A 22,146-nucleotide genomic window follows, 5' to 3' on the forward strand; every position below is an offset into this window, starting at 1 on the left:
GGCGGTCCGCCCTGATCACGGCTTACTCGTATACCTGCTCACCGTGCTGGGTAATATCCAGTCCATCCCGTTCCTGCTCGTCTTTGACGCGCAGACCCAGAGTCCAGTCGATGACCTTGAGGATGATGAAGCTGACGATGGCATCATAAACAATCGTGACACCAACACCCGTCGCCTGAATGAGCAGTTGTCCGATATTCCCTTCCAGCACACCCGCTGTACCGCCGATGGCCTTTACTGCAAAGACGCCGGTCAGCAACGCGCCGATAATGCCACCGATGGCATGGACGCCGAAGGCATCCAGAGAATCATCGTAACCCAGCTGGTTCTTCAGGTAGACCGCAGCCCAGAAGCAGATGGCGCCCGCCGCAAGACCGATCCACAGGGCGCCCATGGGGCCGACGAAACCTGAGGCAGGAGTGATGGCGACCAAACCGGCTACTGCGCCGGAAGTCATGCCCAGCACCGTCGGTTTGCCGCGCGCCAGCCATTCCGCAAACATCCAGGAGAGGGCCGCCACGGCAGTAGCAATCTGGGTGGTAGCCATGGCCATCCCCGCGCGGTCACTGGCGGCCACCGCCGAACCGGCGTTGAAGCCGAACCAGCCAACCCAGAGCAGAGATGCGCCAATCAGGGTGTACATCAGGTTGTTGGGGTGCATGATGTCATGTCGGTAACCGATCCTTTTGCCCATGACCAGCGCCGCGACCAGGCCGGCAATACCGGCATTGATATGTACCACTGTGCCGCCCGCGTAGTCGAGGACGCCATCTGCAGCCAGCCAGCCGCCGGGACCCCAGACCATGTGGGCGATAGGCGCATAGACCAGCAGTGACCAGAGGCCGGTGAACCAGAGCAGGGCAGAGAACTTCATTCGCTCGGCAAAGGCGCCGACAATCAGTGCCGGGGTGATAATGGCAAAGGTCATCTGAAAGGTCATATAGACGGACTCCGGGATGGTGGGGGCCAGATCATTGGCGGAATCCAGGCCCATGCCGTTGAGGAAAAGGCGACTCAGCCCGCCCATGAAAGCATTACCTGCGGTGAAGGTCAGTGAGTAGCCGATGATCATCCACAGTACGGAAATCAGTGCCGTGATGGCGAAACTCTGCGCCGCTGTGGCCAGAACGTTTTTCTTGCGCACCATGCCTGCGTAAAAGAGGGCCAGGCCGGGGACGGTCATGAGCAGCACCAGAGCCGTGGAACTCAGCATCCATGCCGTATCGCCACTGTTAAAAGGCGGCGTGGTGTCGGCCTGGGCCAGCGGGCTGGCCAACAGGGTTAATGCGCCGACCCACGACGCTCCCACAGAAATTTTGTGTATCGCTCCCTTCTGCATTTTGTCACTCCTTACTTTCCTGTCAGAGATAAGGCAGTTTGCCTCGTCGATTACTTCGATGGAGTTAAGCAATAAGTGTGCAAGTATGACTAACAACGGGAAGGCGTATGGATTATGGCTCGCGATGAGGTATCTGGAGCGAGGGGTGCACCAAAATAGTGCGGTAAATATGCCGCACCACGGCAATGATCGGACCACTGTTAAAAATGCCCGCAAATGCGGGCAGGATATGGTGGCTGAGGGGTGTGTTGGGCGCTAGCTTTTTCCTGCGACGGCCTGGTATCCCTAATGATGCTTGCGATAACGCATATACCAGTCGACCAACAGGCGTACCTGTTTTTCAGTGTAGCCCTTGGAGGTCATCCGCGCGACGAAGTCCTGATGTTTGCGCTCATCGTCAGAGGAGCTCTTCTTGCCGAAAGAAATTACCGGCAATAAATCTTCCGTATTGGCAAACATCTTCTTCTCAATGACCACGCGCAACTTCTCATAACTGGTCCAGGCCGGGCTGACGCCGTCGTTGGATGCCTGGACCCGCAACACGAAGTTCACCACCTCGTTGCGGAAGTCCTTGGGGTTGGCGATACCCGCCGGTTTCTCGATCTTTTCCAGCTCTTCGTTGAGCAGGCCGCGGTCCATGAGTTGCCCGGTATCGGGGTCACGGAACTCCGTGTCCTGTAGCCAGAAATCGGCATACTGGATGTAGCGGTCAAAGAGATTCTGGCCGTAATCGCCGTAACTCTCCAGATAGGCCTTCTGGATTTCCAGGCCGAGAAACTCAGCATAACGGGGGGCTAGCTCAGTCTTCAGGAAGGCGAGATAGCGGGACTCCAGTTCTGCCGGGAACTGCTCGGCACGAACCTGTGTTTCCAGGACGTGCAGGAGATGTACCGGGTTGGCCGCCACCTCCTCGCTGTCGAAGTTGAAGGTGCGCGACAATATTTTATAGGCGAAACGGGTGGAGATGCCATCCATGCCCTCGTCCACACCGGCTGCATCGCGGTATTCCTGCAGACTTTTGGCCTTGGGGTCCTTGTCTTTGAGGGATTTGCCATCGTAGATCTCCATCTTTGACCACAAGCTGCTGTTGCCTGGTTCCTTGAGGCGGCTGAGGACGGAGAAGCGGGCCAGCATGTCCATGGTATCGGGGGCGCAGGGGGCGGCGTGCAGGGCACTGCTTTCGAGGAGCTTGTGGTATATCTGCGTCTCTTCCGTGACGCGCAGACAATAAGGCACCTTGACGATGTAGACACGGTCGAGAAAAGCCTCATTGCGCTTGTTATTGCGGAAGGCGGACCATTCCGATTCATTGCTGTGGGCCAGGATGATGCCCTGGAAGGGCATGGCACCGAAGCCTTCGGTACCATTGTAGGTGCCTTCTTGAGTTGCCGTCAGCAAGGGGTGGAGCATCTTGATGGGTGCCTTGAACATCTCGACAAACTCCAGCACACCCTGAGTGGCGACGTTGAGGCCGCCCGCATAGGAATAGGCGTCGGGATCGTCCTGGGAGAAGTCTTCCAGCTTGCGGATGTCTACCTTGCCGACAAGGCTGGAGATGTCCTGATTGTTTTCGTCGCCCGGCTCCACCTTGGTGATGCCGATCTGGTGCAACTGGGACGGCATCAGACGGTGGACGGTGAATTTGCGGATGTCACCGCCAAGCTCGCGCAGTCGTTTGGCCGCCCAGGGGGACATCACGCCATTGAGGGCGCGGCGGGGGATGCCGAAGCGATCCTCCAGTACCGGACCATCTTCATCCCGATCGAAGAGTCCCAGCGGCGACTCGAAGAGCGGCGACACCTTGCCATGGGCGGCGAGGCAGTAGATGGGGTATTGCTCCATCAGGCTCTTCAGGCGTTCTGCCAGCGAAGACTTAGCCGCTCCCACCGGGCCGAGCAGATAGAGAATCTGCTTGCGTTCTTCCAGGCCCTGCGCCGCGTGCCGGAAATAGGCGACCAGGTTTTCTACGACATCTTCAATACCATAGAAGTCCTTGAAGGCGGGGTAGGTGAGCAGTTTACGGTTCATGAAAATACGTGACAGCCGGGGATCGGCCTGGGTGTTCAGCACCTGCGGCTCGCCGATGGCTGCCAGCATCCGCTCGGCTGCGGTGGCATAAGCCATGGGCTCACGCGCGCAGAGATCGAGGTAGGCATCTATAGAGAGGACAACTTCCTGCTGTTGCAGAAAGCGCTCCTGGTAACGGTCGAATAACGCCATTTGCCACTCCTTGCGGCACTGCCGCGTTCACGTTGTTTAGACCCATTATAGGTCATGGGGTTCGCTGGTTGCGTAGCCCTCAAGTACGCTATGAAATAAGCATTTCCCGTGCCACTCCGGCATGAGCAGCATCGACCGCCGGGCGTTTTACGGTGAATGGGCGGACTGAGCTGGCCGCAAACGTCGTGCGCCAGGATGGCGCACCCGCTGCACAAGTATGGTGCAGAATTCTGGGCGGCGCCAGTGCAGTGAAGGCGCCTTACCCCTCTGCTTTGACGGGTAGGCGCGGGGCTGATGATGTTTTTAATTAACTGTTTTTGCTGGATGTATAGGAAAAAGCGGTTTGTGGACAAAAAAAGGGCGGTAGGACCGCCCTGGAAGCCACTTGAGGAGGAGTGATCACATGACCATGATCAATGTTGATAAAGCAGGAAGTGTGCCAGCTTCTCGATGCGCTGCTGCGCTGCCGTGTGATATCTTTAAAAGGCGCACTTCGGCTCGACGTGGCACACGCTTTGCTCTGTTAGTGGGTGCCCATTCCCGGCCTTCGACCCGACAGGTGATTACCGATGAATCGCTTCGAGCATTTTCGTGAGGTGCGCAAAGACCTTTCGGTTTTACTTGGTGGAGTAGTCGATGCAGTAGCCAGTCCGCTGCTGTTGCAGCAGGACCGTGAGACACAACGCCAAAAACTAGCCTGCCTCATTGCCCGGCATCCTTTCCTGGACCTTTGCTATCTACTTGATGCGGAAGGGCTACAGATTGGTGATAACGTTGCTGCCTCCCGCCGACATAATACGCAGGGTGGGGAAGGCGTGGACCGCAGTCACCGGCCGTATTACCGGCTGACGCTGGAGGCGAATAGCCCGATACTCACCGAGCCTTATCTTTCTTCTGCCAATGGCCATATTTGTGTGACTGCCGCCGCTCCGATTCGTGATGAAAGTGGCAAACTGCTGGGTATGGTGGTAGTGGACAGTGAGTTCGATCGTGCCCTTGCCCTGCTCGAAGAGGACGATATTCGCCGCGGTTTTGAACCCTATTTTAAGTTTTTTTACATTTTGTTTTCATTGGGATTGCTGGCGGTGAGCATGGCTTTGGGGTTGCACGCGGTGCTATCGCTGGGGCCGGTATGGTCGTCAGCAGCTTCTCCAGGAGATTTTGCTGCCCCTTTTCAGGCAACCATTCTCTTTACATTGGCGTTGGCGGTATTCGATCTAGCGAAGACCATTTTTGAAGAAGAGGTGCTGCTCCGCAAAGATATTCGTCGCCACAGCACTACCCGGCGCACCCTGACCCGTTTTATCGCCGCCATATTGATTGCGGTGTCTATTGAAGGGTTGATGCTGGTTTTCAAATTCGCCCTGGATGCCCCGCAACATTTGTGGTTGGCGGTGGTGTTGCTGCTTGCCGCCGCCGCACTGATGGTCGCACTGGGTGTCTATGTGTATCTCGGCGCACGGGCAGAAGTTCTGCTCTTACAGCACAAGGATCAGCGCCAGGAAGAAAGCTGAGGCGCTTTCCCGCGTGGAGGGTGCCGTCCCCTCAGGTTGCTCAGGTTGGTGCAGCGGGGCGGGCCAGGCGCAGATCCAGGGTGTGGGGATAGTCTGGCTGGTCGTCCGCATAGGACGGTAGCCAGCGATGTTCACCGCTGCCGGTGGGCACGAAGAAGCCCTCACTGGGACCCTGCAGGACCGCATCCGGCCGTGGTCCCTGACTGTGCCCGGTGGTGGTGAAGCGGCTCTGCCGCCGTGCCTCTGCTTCCCAGGCGTTGACCGGAAAGGCTTCTGAATTGCGGCCACCGGGATGCATGACATGGTAGGTGCAGCCGCCTATGCTACGCCCGTTCCAGGTGTCGATCAGATCAAAAGTCAGCGGTGTATGCACCGGAATGGTCGGGTGCAGCGCGGACGGTGGCTGCCAAGCACGATAACGTACTCCGGCAACGTGTTCGTCATGGGCACGGGTAGCGCGTAGCGGCACCCGCCGTCCGTTGCAGGCGATCACATGGCGTCCCGGGGTCATGCCGGTCACGCGCACCTGCAGCCGTTCGACGGAGGAATCCACATAACGCGCCATGCCCGTGCCGGTCACTTCTTCGCCGAGAACATGCCAGGGTTCGATGGCCGCGCGCAGCTCAATGTCGATCTCGCCGACCCGGACATGGCCATGCTGCGGAAAGCGGAATTCTGAGAAGGGCGTCAGCCATTCGAGATCGAAAGGAATACCGTGTTCCTGTAGATCGACACACACGTCGCGGAGATCTTCCCAGACGTAGTGAGGCAGCATGAAGCGGTCATGCAGGGTGGTACCCCAGCGTACCAATTCATGGCGATAAGGGGCTTCCCAGAACCGCAGCAGGAGGCTCCGCACCAGCAGTTGCTGTACCAGGCTCATGCGGGCGTGGGGCGGCATCTCGAAGGCACGTAGCTCCACCAGCCCCTGCCGACCGGCCGCCCCGGTCGGCGCATAGAGCTTGTCGATGCAAATTTCGGCGCGGTGGGTATTGCCGGTGATGTCCACCAGCAAATTGCGGAAGAGACGGTCCACCAGCCACGGCTGTGGCACGGTACCGGGTGGCACCTGAGCAAAAGCGATCTCCAGTTCGTAAAGGGCCTCATGGCGCGCCTCATCCACCCGTGGTGATTGACTGGTGGGGCCGACAAACATGCCGCTAAAAAAATAAGACAGGGCTGGATGGTGCTGCCAGTAGGTGATCAGGCTCTGCAGTAGATCGGGGCGGCGCAAAAAGGGGCTGTCGCCCGGGGTGGCGCCGCCGAGCGTCATGTGATTGCCACCGCCGGTACCGGTGTGGCGCCCATCAAGCATGAATTTTTCGGCGGTCAGTCGGCAGGCGTGGGCGTCCTCGTAGATGGCTGTAGTCTTTTCCACCATCTCCGGCCAGTGCGTGGAAGGATGGATATTGACCTCGATGACTCCGGGGTCGGGGGTGACGAGCAACTTCTCCACCCGTGGATCGTTGGGCGGCGCATAGCCCTCAATGACCACCGGCATATTGAGTTCGGCGGCGCTGTGTTCGATCGCGCTGAGCAGGTACAAATAGTGTTCCATGACCTGCAAGGGTGGGAAGAAGCAGTACAGGCAGCCTTTGCGGATTTCCAGGGTGACTGCGGTATGGGGTATCTCCTCCCAGAGTTGCCGGTCCGCCGTGGGCGATGGCGGTGCTTCGGGGACATGGCTGTTGCGCGCGGCGATCTCGCCGTGGATATCCGGTAATGGTGGCATCGGCGCGAAGGGGTCACTCTCCGGCTGCCATTTTTTATGGGCTTCGACGACCCAAGGCAGGCTATCGAGGGGCAGGCGCATACCCAGCGGCGAGTCGCCAGGCAGCAAAACCAGTCGCCCGCCGCGGAAACTCCAGGGCGCCGAGTACCAGCGCTGCTGGCGCCATTCCCAGGCGAGGGGGAGCACCCAGCCCACCGGGTGGTCGAGTCCGGCCTGCAATTTGCCGATCAGCGCCTGGCGTTCCAGCGGATCATCTAGGCGATGAGTGCTGAGATCAATATTAACCGGGGTGCGGCCTTCCTGATGCAGGATATGCCAGGCATCTTCGTAGGCGGGCAGCAGGCGGTTGCTGTCGATTTGCAGGTGGTTGGTCAGGGCGCAGGCGAAGTTGTGGACAGTATCCGCTGGCCAGCCGTAGTCGTGCAGTGGATCGGCAAGCAGCCGGGGTTCGTGCCACAAGGGAATGCCATCCTTGCGCCAGTAGAGGCCGAGTGCCCAGCGCGGCAGAGGCTCACCGGGGTACCATTTGCCTTCACCGGTGTGCCGCAGTGCGCCCGGCGCAAAACGTTGACCAAGACGGCGCACCAGCCGTTCAGCGTGTTTCCGCTTCTCCGTGCCGAGGGCTTCCTGATTCCACTCGGGGTCATCCACCCCTTCGGTGGCTACGAAGGTGGGCTCGCCGCCCATGGTGAGGCGCATATCAGCGGTCTGCAGGCGGATATCTATCGCATTGCCCAAGACCATCACCTGTTCCCATTGCGTGTCGGTGTAGGGCTTGGTGACGCGCGGTGTCTCCGGCAGGCGGGTGACGGAGTTGGTGAAGTGAAACTCCACCGCGCAGGCGTCGGTGGCGCCAGTGATGGGGGCGGCACTTTCATAATGGGGGGTGCAGGCCAGCGGGATGTGTCCCTCGCTGGCAAACAGTCCGGAGGTGGGATCGAGACCAATCCAGCCGGCACCGGGGATGTAGACCTCCACCCAGGCGTGGAGATCAGTAAAGTCACTGGTGGGGCCAGCCGGTCCATCCAGTGGGGCCTGGTCGGCCACCAGTTGCACCAGATAGCCGGACACGAAGCGGGCGGCGAGACCCATGTGGCGGAGCACCTGCACCAGCAGCCAGGCGGTGTCGCGACAGGAGCCGCTGGCTTTTTGCAGGGTTTCTTCCGGGGTTTGTACCCCGACCTCCATGCGCAGGGTATAGCCGATGTACCCCTGTAGTTGCTGGTTAACGGCAACGAGGAAATCCACGGTCCGCTGACGACGGCGCGTGATGTCGAGCAGAAAACGCTGCATTAACGGGCCTGCCTCCTCCCGCTCCAGGTAGGGTGCCAGTTCTTTGCGGAGGGTGGGATCGTAATGGAAGGGCCAGTGTTCTGCCGCAGGTTCTATAAAAAAATCAAATGGATCTATCACTGTCAGGTCGGCGATGACCTCCACATCCACCTTAAGCGACTTTGCGCGTTCCGGGAAAACGAGGCGCCCCTGATAATTGCCGAAAGGGTCCTGTTGCCAGTTGAGGAAGTGCCTGGCCGGTTCGACCTTGAGCGAGTAGGCCAGGATCGGCGTGCGACAATGTGGTGCCGGGCGCAGGCGCAGCACATGAGGGTGGATCTGCACCAGGCGATCAAAGTCATACCTGGTCTGATGGCGCAGAACAACATGGATACCCATGATGATTTCCTCTGAAGGTTGAAGTGGGTGCCGTGTTTTCCGTCAGGCTTGTACGGCGCTCAAATGCAGTCCCTGAGGCATGCCATCAAAGCCCGAAGCATCCCCATCCCGGGCGAAGTAGGTGCCTTGAATGGTGCGGTGGACCATGGCCAGATCTTTCTGCGCCTGATCGAGATATTCGTGCAGCAGGTCCGGGCGCAGGTTGGCGAGCTTCAGGGCATCCAAGCGCCGCCGTGCCCGGCGCACTGCCTCGGAAGGAATGCCCGCGTTGGGCAGGTGGGCCAGCGCCACCTCCATCTCGCCCATGCAATATTTCATGCTGCGTGGAAACTTGCCGTCCTTGAGCAAATAGTCTACCACCTGATTGCTGCGCACCTGCACGGAAACGTGGCGGCGGTACATCTCAAAGGCGCTCATGGCCCGCAGTACGCCCAGCCAGAGGCTGGCTCCAGTCGTTTTCTGCAGGCCATGATCCTGAGGCAGGATCACGGCGCTGGTCACGTCAACAATGCGCGTGGTCATGTCGGCGCGCTCCATGTTGCGGCCCAGCTTGATGAACTGGTACACATTGTCCTGGCTCATGCTGCTGATGAGCAGGCCCACCAGGGCATGGCGTCGGGAAATGACCTCGCTGAGAAAGGCATAACGTGCATGACGGCTGTCCGAGCTGATGCCAGCATATTCACGCACGAAGAGGAAGAGAGTGTTCAGGCGCTCCCAGAACTCGGCGGGGAGCAGATCGCGGAAGGTGCGGCAGTTTTCCCGGGCCTGGTGGATGGCGGCCATCACCGAGTTGGGGTTGCGCTCGTCGGCAATGAGAAATCGCATGATGCGATCTTCCTCCGGCGTACCGTAACGCTCTGTATAGAGTTCGGCATCGCCCGTCACCTGCAAGAGGATGTCCCAGCCGAACTCGGCGCCCTGGGGCAGATCGAGCAGCAGCAGTGTGGTGGCATTGATCAGCCGGGCCATGTCTTCGGTCCGTTCCAGATAGCGGGCCATCCAGTATAGGTTTTCAGCTACCCGCGAAAGCATGGGGCCTCCTTATCGACAATCCAGGTGTCTTTGCTGCCACCGCCCTGGGAGCTGTTCACCACCAGCGACCCGGGTTGCATGGCCACCCGGGTCAGGCCGCCGGTGGTCACATACATTTTGTCGGCCTGCAGAATAAACGGGCGCAGGTCCAGGTGACGGGGTTCCAGGTGATCGTCCACCAAAGTCGGTGCGGTGGAAAGATTCAGCGTGGGTTGGGCGATATAATTGCGCGGGTTGGCGATGATCAGTTCGGCGAAGCGTGCCCGCTCTTCCGGCAGAGCGTGTGGTCCGATCAACATGCCGTAACCACCCGACTCGTTGGCCGGTTTGACCACCAGTTCGTCCAGGTGATTCAGTACGTAATCGCGGTCCGCGTCGCGCATGCACAGGTAGGTTGGTACGTTGGGCAGGATTGGGTCGGCATCCAGATAATAGCGGATGATTTCGGGCACGAAGGCGTACACCACTTTGTCATCGGCGACGCCGGCACCGGGGGCATTGGCGATGGCTACCATGCCGCGTCGCCAGGCGCGCAGCAGCCCGGGAATGCCGAGGGTGGAGTCAGGGAGAAAGACTTCGGGATCGAGATAATCGTCGTCGATGCGCCGGTAGATTACATCCACCCGCTGTGGCCCGGAGATTGTCTTGAGATAAACGACATCGTCGTGGCCGACAAAAAAGTCCGCACCTTCCGCCAGATAGGCCCCCATCTGCTGTGCCAGATAACTATGCTCGAAGTAGGCCGAGTTATAGATGCCGGGGGTGAGCACCGCAACGACGGGTCGCTCCTCCTCGCGCGGGGACAGGGCCGCGAGCGTTTCGTAGAGCCGGTTTGGGTAGTCGTCCACCGGCAGGATGGTGGCGGACTTGAAGAGCTCTGGAAAGAGCCGCTTCATGATTTGCCGGTTCTCCAGCATGTAAGAGACGCCAGAGGGAACCCGTAGATTGTCCTCTAACACATAGATCGTGCCGTCGGCATCACGCACCAGATCGCTGCCGCAGATGTGCGCCCAGACCCCCAAAGGCGGGTGCACGCCCCGACAGGCGTCCCGGAAATTGTGGGAGCTGGCCAGTATTTCAGCGGGGAAAATACCGTCGGCGACAATGCGTTGCTCGTTATACAGGTCGTCGATAAAGAGGTTGATGGCTTGCAAGCGTTGTTTGAGCCCCTCTTCAATGCGTGTCCATTCCCGTCGTGACATGATGCGGGGAATAATGTCGAAGGGCCAGGCGCGGTCGATATTGCCAGCCTCGCTGTACACGGTGAAGGTAATGCCCATGGCGAGGATCGCTGCATCTGCGGCTTGTCGGCGGACGAGCAGTTCGCTGCTGTCCAAGGTGCTGAGGTAGTCAAACAGTGGGGCTGCGACCAGACGCGGAATGCCACCTTCGCCCACCAGTTCATCATAGGCATTCTGCTGCTGATAATGCTTGCTCAGCCAATCCATAAGCCACTTTCTCCTCTGCGCGTGCATCACGCTCCTGATATGGCGGTGAGGCGACGTCCTTGTCCGTATACCGGATCAGAGCGCACTATAATTATTGGAAGGATTAAGCAATACTTGCGCCAACTACTGGTCGGGTGTTCTCCGGTTTTTCCTGATCTCGGTGACAACGCTATTCTGATTGGTGAGCCTGACCAAGGTATCAAACCGTATTTGAGCAGGGAAGCACTGCACGGTTGCACCATAACGGTGCGCATTATTCATATTTGGTGCATAGGACATTTCTCCATATCTGCCCGCATTGCTAGAGCTTAGACCAGTGGGGTGCCGGAAGTCTCCCAAGCAAAGCGTGGCAGATCATCCAGCGCTTTTAGTAATCCCTGACTCCAGCGCTCGCCGATGCTCCGGTAGAAAGGGTCATCCTCGGACAATGTCAGGTAACGCCCTGACTGCAGGCTGTCGGTGCGATAAATGAGCAATTCCACCGGCGGACCCACAGTGACGTTACTACGCATGGTAGAGTTCATGGACACCAGCGCACAGCGTGCCGCCGCCTCTAGCGAGAGGTCGGGACTGATGACACGGTCCAGAATCGGTTTGCCATATTTGATTTCGCCGATTTGCAGGAATGGGTGATCTGACGACTCATGGATGTAGTTGCCCTGCGGGTAAATCATATAGGTCGCCGGAGTATCTCCGTTGATCTGGCCGCCCAGGATGAAGGTTGCCTCAAAATTGGTGTTGGCGGTGTCGCGGTTGGCCTGGTTACGCTGCACCCCGGCATTGATGAGACCGACATAGTCCGCGGCCTCCGCCATGCTGGTCAGATTGAGCAGATGGGTTTCCGAGTCCTGGTCGATATCTTGCTGCATCCGCTTGACCACCCCCTGAGCGGTCGCCAGATTGCCCGCTGAAAGCAGGCAGAGAAAGCGGTCCCCGGGCCAGCAGAAACTGTGCATTTTAGAGTAGATGCTGACGTTATCGGCACCCGCGTTGGTGCGCGAGTCGGAGCAGAAAATCAGCCCCTCTGCGACATGAGCGGTGAGGCAATAGGTCATGGAGTGTTCCTGTGAGCCCGACGGCATGAATTTTATGATACTCGCTGAAAATGAGGCCGTTGGGAAGCGTGGACCGCGTCTGCCTCCCGGAGGCGCTAGGCAATCCGTCAAAAACGCACTATTATGGTGCAACCGGCGGGTTGGCGATCGACCGCCGCAGGGCGATCGTGGGCCCGGTTTTTGGTGAGGATCTCAGCAGTGCCGGGTGGTATGCCGGGGTGAATGGTGTCGCCTTCCTGATGAGTTGGTGCGTTTTTTGCTTGGCTGAGCATAGAGCCTATTTGGTGAGTTACAAAATCGGAGCTTGCATGGTGCGCCGCAAAAAAATAACCGCTCTGCCCACAGAGAATATGGTGCTGGATGCTCTGGAATCAGCGGTGCTGGTTTTGGGGAGTGATTACCATATCCGTTATATGAATCCTGCCGCTGAAAATCTGCTGTGCATCAGCCAGCATCAGGCACTGGGACAGACCTTGTCGGCATTCTGCAGCATTGTCGGTGATGAGCACTTCACTACACTTTTTGCGGATGTCGCCACGGCGAACATGGCCATACTGCGCAGGGCTTTGTCTTTGGTACTGAGTGAGGGCGGTCGTGCAGTAGTAGATTTGGTGGTGACCCCGGCGCCAACCGGTGGCCTCATTCTGGAAATGCGACCGATGGAGTTGCTGGCACGTCATGCCGAGGAGGAAATGCAGGATCGTATCTATGGCGTCGCCCAGGAGATGTTGCGTGGCCTCGCCCACGAAATCAAAAATCCCCTCGGCGGTTTGCGCGGCGCCACGCAGCTTCTGGAGCGTGAACTGCAGCGCCCGGAACTGAAGGATTACACTCGGGTCATCCTCCACGAGGTCGACCGCCTGCATCATCTGGTGGATCGCCTGCAGGGGCCCCGCAGCCGCCCGGTTTTTGCCGAAGTGAATATCCATCAGGTGCTCGAACATGTGCGTCGGCTGCTGAACGCGGAATTGCCCACGGGTATTTTCCTGCGCTTCGATTACGATCCCTCTATCCCCGATATTTTGGCTGATCAGGAGCAACTGGTGCAGGTTTTCCTGAACTTAATGCGTAACGCCCAGCAAGCACTGGATCGCCACGGCACGATCCTGATTCGCACCCGGGTCGATCGCTACGTTACCCTCTTGCATCACAAGTTCCGCCTGGCGCTCCGTGTGGATGTGGTCGATAGCGGCCCGGGAATCCCCCCAGACCTGCTGCCGCGGATCTTTTTGCCGCTGGTCACCAGTCGTGCCGAGGGCATGGGGATGGGGCTCGCCATCGCGCAGGGATTGGTGCGCGGGCACGGCGGAGTGGTTCATTGCCACTCACAACCGGGGGAAACGGTGTTTTCCGTTTCCCTGCCCTTGTTACCGCACCGGGAGGCATCCGCATGACAGAGGTCTGGATTATTGATGATGATCCTTCCATTCGCTGGGTATTAGAAAAAGCGCTGGCCCAGGCCGATATCCCGGTGCGCAGTTTTGCCGAGGCCGACGGTGCTCTGCGGGCACTGGGGCGCGAGCAACCAGAGGCCATCGTTACCGATCTGCGCATGCCCGGCCTGGACGGGCTGGCTTTCCTGCGTGAGGTGCAATCGCGTTGGCCGAAGCTGCCGGTAATTGTGATGACAGCGCACTCCGATCTCGATAATGCCGTCGCCGCTTTTCAGAGCGGGGCCTTTGAATATCTGCCCAAACCCTTTGACATGGACGAGGCGGTGGCCTTGGTGCGGCGCGCTCTTGGCCGTCAGACAGAGCCGCACGCTGCCGGTGTTGAGGAGAGTGATCCGGCGGAAATGATTGGCGAGGCCCCCGCCATGCAGGAGGTGTTTCGTGCCATTGGTCGTCTGTCGCGTTCACAGATCAACGTGCTTATTACCGGCGAGTCGGGGGCAGGCAAGGAACTGGTAGCCAGTGCTCTGCATAGACACAGTCCCCGCGCGCGCGGACCGTTCATCGCCATCAACACGGCGGCCATTCCCGCCGAGTTGCTGGAATCGGAACTTTTCGGCCATGAAAAGGGCGCTTTTACCGGGGCGGTGCAGACCCGGCAGGGTCGCTTTGAACAGGCCTCCGGGGGCACCCTCTTTCTCGATGAAATTGGCGATATGCCCGCCGCGCTGCAAACGCGTCTGCTGCGGGTGCTCTCCGACGGTACCTTCTACCGGGTTGGTGGCCATGCGCCCCTACGTGCGGATGTCCGCGTTCTTGCCGCGACCCACCAGAATCTTGAAGCCAAGGTACGCGACGGTAGCTTTCGGGAAGATCTCTACCACCGTCTCAATGTCATCCACATCCACCTCCCACCCATGCGGGAGCGGCGTGAAGACATCCCGCGTCTGGCTCGCCACTTTCTCCGTCGCAGTGCGGAGCAATTGGATGTCGAGCGTAAGGTATTGAGTCCGGCGGCGGAGGCCGCCTTCATGAATTGGCGTTGGCCGGGTAATGTTCGCCAATTGGAAAATGTCTGTCGTTGGATTACCGTGATGGCGCCCACCAGCGAGGTCCAGGTGACGGATTTGCCGCCGGAAATGGCCGCACCGCCGCCGCCTGCCGTGCCGCTGTTGGATTCGAACGCCCAGGATTGGCGTCTGCTGCTGGGGGCCGTGGTGCGGCAGTGTCTCGCCGGTGGCGAAGAGGCCTTGCTGGACAGGATTCAGCCACAGTTCGAGCGCTGCCTGCTGGAAGCAGCACTGCAACATACCCGCGGCCATAAACAGGACGCCGCGCACAAGCTCGGGTGGGGGCGTAATACGCTTACCCGCAAGCTTAAAGAACTGGGCATGGAAGACGCGCCTGGCAGCGGCCCTGGCGAATCCCAGGCTTTCGACTAAATACCCCTTGTGTGCTGGTATAAGGGGCATGTTTGGTTGAGCTTGAGGCGGCTATGCAAGGTGTAATGTTACTGTTGGAAATCGCGGTGGTTATGCTGCTGCTGGTGGAAGTTTTTATCCGTCTGCGGGCACGGCGCCGACGCGTACAGAATAAGAGCAGTGCGCCAGCCTCCTCAGCAGCGTGTTTGGCACCCGCCACGGACGTGGCGAAGACTCGACCCGAAGTATTATCCAGCGTAGATGCTGTTGTCCCATCTGTAACGACTACCTGCGGCGCTGAACAGCAAGTGCTCAGCATTAACGACCTTCTCAATGAAGCCGTTATTTATATGGAATATGGGCACTATGCCCAGGCGGCTACGGTTTTGCGCTGGTACGTAGACCTTAACCCTCATGAGACCAGGGCGATCAACAGGCTTCTGGATGCCTACCTGGCGATGGCAGACATCGATAGTTATGCCGAGCTGCTTGAAGCTCTGGGAGAGAAATCAGGCGCGGCGACCATGAATGAGGCGTGGTGGAAAGAACGCGTGGATACCGGTTTGGCGCAGGATCCGGGCAATCTCGAACTGCTGGTGCTGGCCGAGAAGGTGGGAATGGCGGTGCCGGTACCTCAAGCGCAGGCGCAGGCCTCAGAGACGGTCATGACTGCAGAGATGGCGCTGGCGCTGGTGTCTCGTAACGCTGATCCTGCCTACGGTATGGCGGTATTGCAGCGGGCCATTGCGCATGAGCCGCTACGCCTGCCTCTCTATGCCGAACTCTTGCGTATTACCCACCAGCAACGTCGTATTGAGGACTATCTCAACGCATTGATCCTGCTCTTTCTCGCGGTGAGAATCGGTGGTAAAACTTTGCGCGAGCGCATGCTGCGGGCCGGTGTCGATCTGGGGCCACACCCTTTGTGGAGCGTGCTGGCGCAGTGGAATGGTGACCCAGAGATTTTGCGGCGGTTGGCCCAATCACGCCACCTGGATATTCCTGCCGGATTGTCCGGCGTTGCCACCGACCGCTAATAACTGCGCTTGACAAGTTTATGCCGCGCTAACGACAATCGCCTGCGGCCGCAAGCTTGGCACCTTCCGGTGTGGAGCAGGTGCTGATGCAGGCAGACAGGGAGCAGCAGGGCATGGATTTGGAGGAAGTCAACCGCCTCGTGCGGTCCGATATGGCGGCGGTGAACAGCGTCATCCAAGAGCAATTGCGTTCCGGGGTGCCGACTATTCCGGCCATGGGTACTTACCTGATCAATGCCGGTGGCAAAAGGCTGCGCCCCATCGTTCTGCTACTGGCCGCGCGTATGGGCGGCGACTGCGGTCCGCGTCCGATCCCACTGGCTGCGATCGTGGAGTTCATCCATACGGCCACATTGCTGCATGATGATGTGGTCGATGGTTCCGAACTACGGCGCAGTAATGCGACGGCCAATCAACTCTGGGGCAATGCCGCCGCAGTGCTTGTCGGGGATTTTCTATACGCCCGATCTTTCGAAATGATGGTACAGGACGGCGATATGCGTATCCTCGCCACCATGGCGGAGGCTACCAGCGTCATTTCCCAGGGTGAGGTCGCGCAGCTGGAGAATGCCAACGACCCTGATCTGAGTCCTGGAGCGTACTTCTCGGTTATCGAAGCCAAGACCGCCAAGCTTTTTGAGGCGGCAGCGCGTATCGGGGCCTTGGTAAACAATCTGGATGTTGCCGCGGAAAAGGCGTTGGCGCAATACGGTTCCCTGCTCGGCATCGCTTTTCAACTGATGGATGATGCCCTGGATTACTCCGCCAGTGTCGAGAAAATGGGTAAGAACCGCGGTGATGACCTTGCTGATGGTAAGGCAACTTTACCCTACATCCATGCCATGCAACATGCCACGGCGGCAGAGCAGGCCATTCTGCGTGAGGCTCTTTGCGGTGATGCGCCGGCCATCTTTGAACCTGTCTGGGAAATCATTGCCAGAACAGGGTCAATTGATTACACTTTGCGCGTCGCGGAGGAAAAGGTGGATCAGGCTATTGCCTGCTTGTCCGGATTCCCAGGCAGTGTGGAGAAAGAAGCCCTGGCTTTTTTGGCGGCATTTGCTGTGCGGCGTGATTTTTAAAGTTATGTTATCGGGGCGTGGCTCAGCCTGGTAGAGCGCCGCCTTCGGGAGGCGGATGTCGGAGGTTCGAATCCTCTCGCCCCGACCAATTGAGGAAAGGCCCGCATTGTCGGGCCTTTTTCGTAGTCGTTGGGTAATGGTCTTTTTGACTTTCCTGGTCGATGCGCCTGTATGGGAAATAGGGGCGCCTTGGCATCACGCGGGTGTGCTTGCCGATGCTGAAGTGGCTTATTGTCGCAGCGTTTGCTGTGATCCTGTTTTATGGCTGGCGCCAGAAATGCCGGCGTCCGAAAGTTTCTGCTGTCGATCGTTTGGTGCGTTGCACGCGCTGCAGCCGACATCTTTCCATTCGTGCGGCGGTCGGCCGGGGTGATGGTGATTACCGTTGTCCACAACATGTCGGAGACGATCAGTGAATCCTGCCGCACCCTCTTTCCGGGCCGGGCTCTATACCGCCTTTGCTCTCATCGCTTATGGACTTTCCTGGTATTACAACGGGCAGCTGATTCCGCTACTGGCAATGGCCAGTATCGTTCTGATGATCTGGGGTGCCGCGGTTTGGTGGCCACGTTTGCGTGCGGGACTGCCCTGGCCCCGCGGCTTCCTACCGGTTTTTATGTTGCTCTGGCTAGTGTGGTTTGGGCTGACCCTGTTCTGGAGCGGATCGCCCTATAGCAGCTGGTTTTATTTTTGGGTGCTGGGTTCCTTGCCGCTGGTATTCCTCGTCAGTGTGCTGATTCCAGAGCCGGTTGCGGAACAGTTCTGGCTTTGGCTGTGGCGGGGCGTACTGGCCAGTGCCTGGATACTAAGCGGTATGGCTCTCTGGCAGTATTACCAGTGGATGGGGCAAGGCGTTGCTCTGGTCAATTTGCGGCCTTATGGCCCGCTACTGGATACCAATAGTTTTGCCGCCTGGCTGAATCTGCTTTTTTTTCCGACCCTTGCCGTCTATTTTGTGCAGGATGGCCGCCGTCGTACCCGCTTCTTGAGTGGTGGTGCCGATCCGGTAGCTTTGTTCTACCTGCTGACGCTGACGCTGCTGCTCCTCGCCTTCTTCTCTACCAATAGCCGCGGCGGCCTTCTGGCATGGGCTTGTACCATGCCTTTTGCCATCTGGGGCTTGTGGCGACAGCCCGCGGCGCGCGCGCGCTTCGTGTTGATTTTCGGACTCGCCTTCATTGCTCTGCTGTTGATGGGGTATACCCATGGTTTTGATCTGATCGGGCATCTTGCTCCAGGCTATATATCAAGCAATATCGCTACAATATCGCGCGGACTGATGTGGGTGGCCACCTGGCATATGTTCCTTAGCCATCCCTGGCTGGGTACCGGGATGGGGTCCTATTTTCTGAATTATCCCGCATACCGCCTGCCTGACGAACTCGCCTCGGCCGGCACTTACACCCACAACGACTATCTGGAGTATCTGGCCGAGGGTGGACTCATCAATCTGGGTTTTCTCTTGGGTTTTGCGGCAGTCCTTATGTACGCGATGTACCGCCTGTTGTACCGCGCGGGCAGGGCCCTACAGGTGACGGATGAACGCCGTTTGCCGGCTTTGGGTCTGGTGTTGGGGGTTTTCGCTATTACCGGCCATGCGTTAGGGAACTTCATTTTTTATAATTTCCCCCTGAGCCTGCTGGCGGGACTTTTTCTGGCGCGTGCATGGCGTATCTACGGTGTCCAGGGCGAGACTGCGCCCTTGTTGCCGCGGATCGGCATTAACCATGGATTCATTACGCAGGCGCTCTTGGTGTTGGCGGTAGTGGCTGCTTCCTGGAATCTGATCGCTGATGCTGCGATTTTTGCCTTGCTGAGCGATAATGGCTGGCTCAATCGGGTGATCACGAATCCGAACCAACGGGCCTTATTTTTGCTCAAAGCGGCGGATGTGCTGACCCTGGTGCGCCCACTGGCGACACAACCCCATGTGTATTTGGCCAACACTTATCTGACTCTCGCGGATCGTGAGACGCAGCCGGATGTCGCACACCGCCGTTCTCTGGTAAAGGCAGCGCTCAGTCAGTACCGGCAGAGTCTGGTAGGGATTCCACAGCAGTCGGGAGTATGGAATTCCATCGGAACGCTCTATCTGGCGCAGGGCGCCTTGCTAGATCTCGATAAAACACATAGGGATCGGCAGGCTTTGCTGGCTTGGCGTAAGGGGTTGGCCATCAATCCCGAAAGTGTCAGCCTGCGCAATAAAATCGCCCAATTGGCTTATGTGGATCAGGGTCAATTCAAAGAGGGGGTGGCCTTTTTAAGCGCGGGTTTGCAGCGGCCGCTTTTCCCCTACCCGCGCAGTAATCTGCAGATGGAAATCGCCCTGACCCAATGGCGGGCGGGTGAAAAGCATGCAGCGGAGCTTACCTTATTGCAGTTGTTGCGAGACAATCAAAGCTATATCCCAGCTGTTTCCTGGCTGCAAGCGATCCATCGTCAGTCTGCGCATGGGGCGGCAACGCCACACTGAAGGCCGATGACCCAAGAAAAATGCTGAGGAACTGCGCATGCCACCGGAACGACTAAGCCTGCAACGCATTTTGCCGCGCTGGCGGGCGACGCTGCTCCTTATCGTCATTCTGCTGGGGCTGGTGGTGGTGCTGACACGAGATACAGAATTGCAGTGGTGGCGGGCCCATGATTTGCGTACCCAGGGGCGTATGCGTTATTTGCAGACGCGGCCGTTGCCCGCCGACCGGGGCGCGATCTATGGCAGCAACGGCGATGCGCTGGCGGCAAATGTGCCGGCGGTGACCATCTGGACCGATCCGCGCCTCTTTAATGCCCACCGCAAAGACTGGGACAAAGTGGCGCAGGCTCTGGACATCAGTCCGGAGACTCTGGCGGCGCGGGTGCAGTCGGGTGGATCAGGCTTCGCCTATATCCTGCGTCAGGTGCAGCCGCAGTTGGGTAAGTCTCTGAACGCGCTGCATGTGCCCGGTATCTATGTGCAAAAAACCAGCCGCACCTATTATCCTCTGGGTGCGGTAACCACACCGCTGCTGGGCCTTGTGCATCTGGATCATCAGGGCGCCGCCGGGCTGGAGATGGGTTACAACCAATGGTTATCGGGTAAAGCGGGCAATGAAAAGGTGCTGGTGGACGGGCAGGGCGAGGTGCTTCATGTTGTGGGTGCGCGGCAGACGCCAGTGCCCGGCCGCGACCTGCATTTGACTATCAACCCGCAGATTCAGTATTGGGCCTACATGACGTTGTTGGCAGCGCAACAGCACTTCGGCGCCACAGAGGGCTCGGCGGTGGTAATGGATGCGCAAACCGGGCAGATTCTCGCCATGGCGAGCGTGCCCTCCTGTAATCCCAACGCGCGCGCCGGTTGCGGCGACCCTTCTGATTATGTGAATAATGCCGTGCATCAGGCCTTTGAGCCCGGTTCAGTCATGAAGCCGTTTATGGTGGCTGCGGCACTTGCAACGGACAGCATCCAGCCGGACCAGAGCTTCAATGTCTCCCGCTGCCTGCCGGTGGGCGGTTTTTGTATCCGCGACGATGTGGTACACCATGAATTGAACGTGGCGCATATCCTCAAGTACTCCAGCGACATTGGTGCGGCTAAAATTGCTTTGCGGACGCCCGCAAAGGCTATTTATGACATGTACCTGGCGGCAGGTTACGGTCAGGAGCCGAATCTCGGTTTTGCGGGTGCTACGGGTGGCGTGCTTCCCCAGCCCCAGACCTGGGATAAGGCGCGCCACGCCACAATTGCGCTGGGCTACGGGGTGTCCGTGACGACCCTGCAATTGGCAGAGGGTTATGCCGCCATCGCCAACGGAGGCTATCATGTTACCCCGACCTTGATTGCCGGACAGTCGGTGCAGCGCGTGCGGATCATGTCTGCGGGCATCGCCGCCCACCTGCGGCACTGGCTAGAGGGGGTTTGTGCGGCCAATGGCACCGGTATCCTCGCTGCCATTCCCGGCTACGCGGTGGCCGGTAAAACGGGAACTGCGAATATGGCCAATGGCAAGGACGGCTTTTTGAAGAACAGGACCAATGCCACTTTTGTCGGCTTTGCACCGGGCTTTGCGCCGAAGCTGGTGATGGCGGTGACTCTGCGCGGGAGTACTCGCTACTGGAATTTCGGTGGGGTCGAGTCAGCACCAGTGTTCCGGGTAACCATGCGCCATGCCCTTGAAGAGTTGAACATTGCGCCACGCTGGTGCGGAGGTAAGGCTTGTGCCTCTAAGCATAATCACATTACGACCACTCAGGCCGAAATCTGGGCGGAGGGAGGCGGCAAATGAGCAGACTGGACAAATGGGTCGCGAGGGTGCTTACGGTAGGTATCGCGGTGATCCTGCTGGGGGTACTGGCGGCGGCTGCCTTTGCCCGCATCCCGGTGGCGCATATTTATGTGGATGCAGCGGGCGCGCGTGCCATCATTGTCGGTGGGCATCAGGCAGCGGCGGCTCCCGATTGGCCAGGTGCTTATCGGGCAAGTCCGCGCTCTGCGGCCACGGCCTTCTGGCCCAGTGCTGTCCTGGACTTCAAAAGCGGTGCCTCGGTGACCTTGCCGCGCAAAGATATTCTGTTGTGGGTGTACCATGGCTGAGCCGCGCGACTGGCTGCAGTGGCTGCGCGAACTGATCAACGGTGCGGGTATGGTGTTGCTCGTGCTATTGGCGGTGCTGGTGCTTCTGGCTGTGGATGGTCTGCTGCTGATTCCAGGGCTGATTATCGCCTACGGGGTAACTGGGATAGCTTGGCAATGGCAGGGTTTTATCCCTGACCCGCAGGTGCCGCCTGGACCCTGGATGAGTATGGCCGTGGGCTTGATCACCGCTCTGGTTCCGGCCATTATTGACGGCGTGATGCTGCATTTTTTGCTGCGCGACAAGGGGCGCGGCACGCCGAAGTCTGCTTCCTAGGAGCCTGCGGTCAGGGCAGCCGCTTTTTCTTCCAGCGCCTCCCAGCGCCCATAGGCTTTCGTTAAAGATGCGCCGATGGCATCGGCACTGGCTTGAACTTCGCGCAGCCGTTCCGGGTTCTGGTAGGTTTCCGGCAGGGCCAACACGGCGGCGATTTCACTCTGTTCTTTCTCCAGCGCCTCAATCTGCGCGGGCAGAATGGCGAGATCCTGGGTTTCCTTGTAGCTCATGGCGGATTTTTTGCCCTTGCCGCCACCGTCCCGTTTGCCAGAACCCTTGCCACCGCCACTCTCCGTAGATTTTGCCGGACGC

At 58.8% G+C, this 22,146-nt stretch carries 16 protein-coding genes and 1 tRNA gene; 10 read left to right on the forward strand and 7 right to left on the reverse strand.

The genetic code is table 11. From position 1 onward, the window contains the following. Positions 1-22 precede the first annotated feature (22 nt). Positions 23-1,339, reverse strand: a complete 1,317-nt coding sequence (locus H2515_RS02095; RefSeq protein ID WP_035193573.1) for an ammonium transporter — start codon at positions 1,337-1,339, stop codon at positions 23-25. 285 nt (positions 1,340-1,624) lie between these two features. Then, the gene (locus H2515_RS02100) at positions 1,625-3,559 is read right to left on the reverse strand and encodes a PrkA family serine protein kinase (protein ID WP_065414272.1); all 1,935 of its coding nucleotides are present in this window, start codon (positions 3,557-3,559) and stop codon (positions 1,625-1,627) included. 569 nt (positions 3,560-4,128) lie between these two features. Between H2515_RS02100 and H2515_RS02105 the strand changes: the two genes are divergently transcribed. Beyond that, a complete protein-coding gene (locus H2515_RS02105) occupies positions 4,129-5,073 on the forward strand; it encodes a PDC sensor domain-containing protein (RefSeq protein ID WP_035193569.1) in 945 nt (314 codons plus the stop codon). 40 nt (positions 5,074-5,113) lie between these two features. Here H2515_RS02105 and H2515_RS02110 read toward each other — a convergent pair whose 3' ends face one another. The 4 genes from H2515_RS02110 to H2515_RS02125 form a co-directional block, all read right to left on the reverse strand. After that, positions 5,114-8,476 (reverse strand): transglutaminase family protein, encoded by a 3,363-nt coding sequence (locus H2515_RS02110; protein WP_198660828.1) that lies wholly within the window; start codon positions 8,474-8,476, stop codon positions 5,114-5,116. 42 nt (positions 8,477-8,518) lie between these two features. Beyond that, positions 8,519-9,511, reverse strand: coding sequence for an alpha-E domain-containing protein (locus H2515_RS02115; protein WP_065414274.1), 993 nt, complete (start codon positions 9,509-9,511; stop codon positions 8,519-8,521). After that, on the reverse strand, positions 9,496-10,959 hold the full coding sequence (locus H2515_RS02120) for a circularly permuted type 2 ATP-grasp protein (RefSeq protein WP_035193564.1): 1,464 nt from the start codon (positions 10,957-10,959) through the stop codon (positions 9,496-9,498). Before H2515_RS02120 ends, H2515_RS02115 begins: the two co-directional genes overlap by 16 nt. A 308-nt stretch (positions 10,960-11,267) precedes the next feature. Beyond that, positions 11,268-12,014: a peptidase gene (locus H2515_RS02125; protein WP_198660829.1), complete on the reverse strand. Its 747-nt coding sequence runs from the start codon at positions 12,012-12,014 to the stop codon at positions 11,268-11,270. 68 nt (positions 12,015-12,082) lie between these two features. On the opposite strand from H2515_RS02125, the gene glnL reads away from it, so the two are divergent. The 9 genes from glnL (at position 12,083) to H2515_RS02170 (ending at position 21,834) form a co-directional block, all read left to right on the forward strand. Then, on the forward strand, positions 12,083-13,408 hold the full coding sequence (gene glnL, locus H2515_RS02130; protein WP_232821505.1) for a nitrogen regulation protein NR(II): 1,326 nt from the start codon (positions 12,083-12,085) through the stop codon (positions 13,406-13,408). Then, positions 13,405-14,847, forward strand: a complete 1,443-nt coding sequence (gene ntrC, locus H2515_RS02135; RefSeq protein WP_065414276.1) for a nitrogen regulation protein NR(I) — start codon at positions 13,405-13,407, stop codon at positions 14,845-14,847. The genes glnL and ntrC overlap by 4 nt, the downstream gene beginning before the upstream one ends. Before the next feature lie 65 nt (positions 14,848-14,912). Further along, positions 14,913-15,863 carry a tetratricopeptide repeat protein gene (locus H2515_RS02140; protein WP_232821506.1) on the forward strand — a complete coding sequence of 317 codons (951 nt, stop codon included), beginning with the start codon at positions 14,913-14,915 and terminating at the stop codon, positions 15,861-15,863. An 86-nt stretch (positions 15,864-15,949) separates the two neighbouring features. After that, entirely contained in the window at positions 15,950-16,945 is a 996-nt protein-coding gene (locus H2515_RS02145) for a polyprenyl synthetase family protein (protein ID WP_231551180.1), read from the forward strand. 11 nt (positions 16,946-16,956) lie between these two features. Then, positions 16,957-17,033, forward strand: a tRNA-Pro gene (locus tag H2515_RS02150). A 324-nt stretch (positions 17,034-17,357) separates the two neighbouring features. Then, positions 17,358-19,418 (forward strand): O-antigen ligase family protein, encoded by a 2,061-nt coding sequence (locus tag H2515_RS02155; protein ID WP_198660831.1) that lies wholly within the window; start codon positions 17,358-17,360, stop codon positions 19,416-19,418. Positions 19,419-19,455: 37 nt separating this feature from the next. After that, a complete protein-coding gene (locus tag H2515_RS02160; protein ID WP_198660832.1) occupies positions 19,456-21,210 on the forward strand; it encodes a peptidoglycan D,D-transpeptidase FtsI family protein in 1,755 nt (584 codons plus the stop codon). Continuing rightward, a complete protein-coding gene (locus H2515_RS02165) occupies positions 21,207-21,518 on the forward strand; it encodes a hypothetical protein (protein ID WP_065414280.1) in 312 nt (103 codons plus the stop codon). Before H2515_RS02160 ends, H2515_RS02165 begins: the two co-directional genes overlap by 4 nt. Further along, positions 21,511-21,834 (forward strand): hypothetical protein, encoded by a 324-nt coding sequence (locus H2515_RS02170; protein WP_198660833.1) that lies wholly within the window; start codon positions 21,511-21,513, stop codon positions 21,832-21,834. Before H2515_RS02165 ends, H2515_RS02170 begins: the two co-directional genes overlap by 8 nt. On the opposite strand, the gene H2515_RS16445 is transcribed toward H2515_RS02170, so the two are convergent. Beyond that, entirely contained in the window at positions 21,831-22,064 is a 234-nt protein-coding gene (locus H2515_RS16445) for an ABC transporter C-terminal domain-containing protein (protein WP_408626831.1), read from the reverse strand. The genes H2515_RS02170 and H2515_RS16445 overlap by 4 nt on opposite strands. Between the last annotated feature and the right edge of the window lie 82 nt (positions 22,065-22,146).

The organism is Acidithiobacillus ferrivorans (genome assembly GCF_016250455.1).
Lineage (GTDB): Bacteria > Pseudomonadota > Gammaproteobacteria > Acidithiobacillales > Acidithiobacillaceae > Acidithiobacillus > Acidithiobacillus ferrivorans.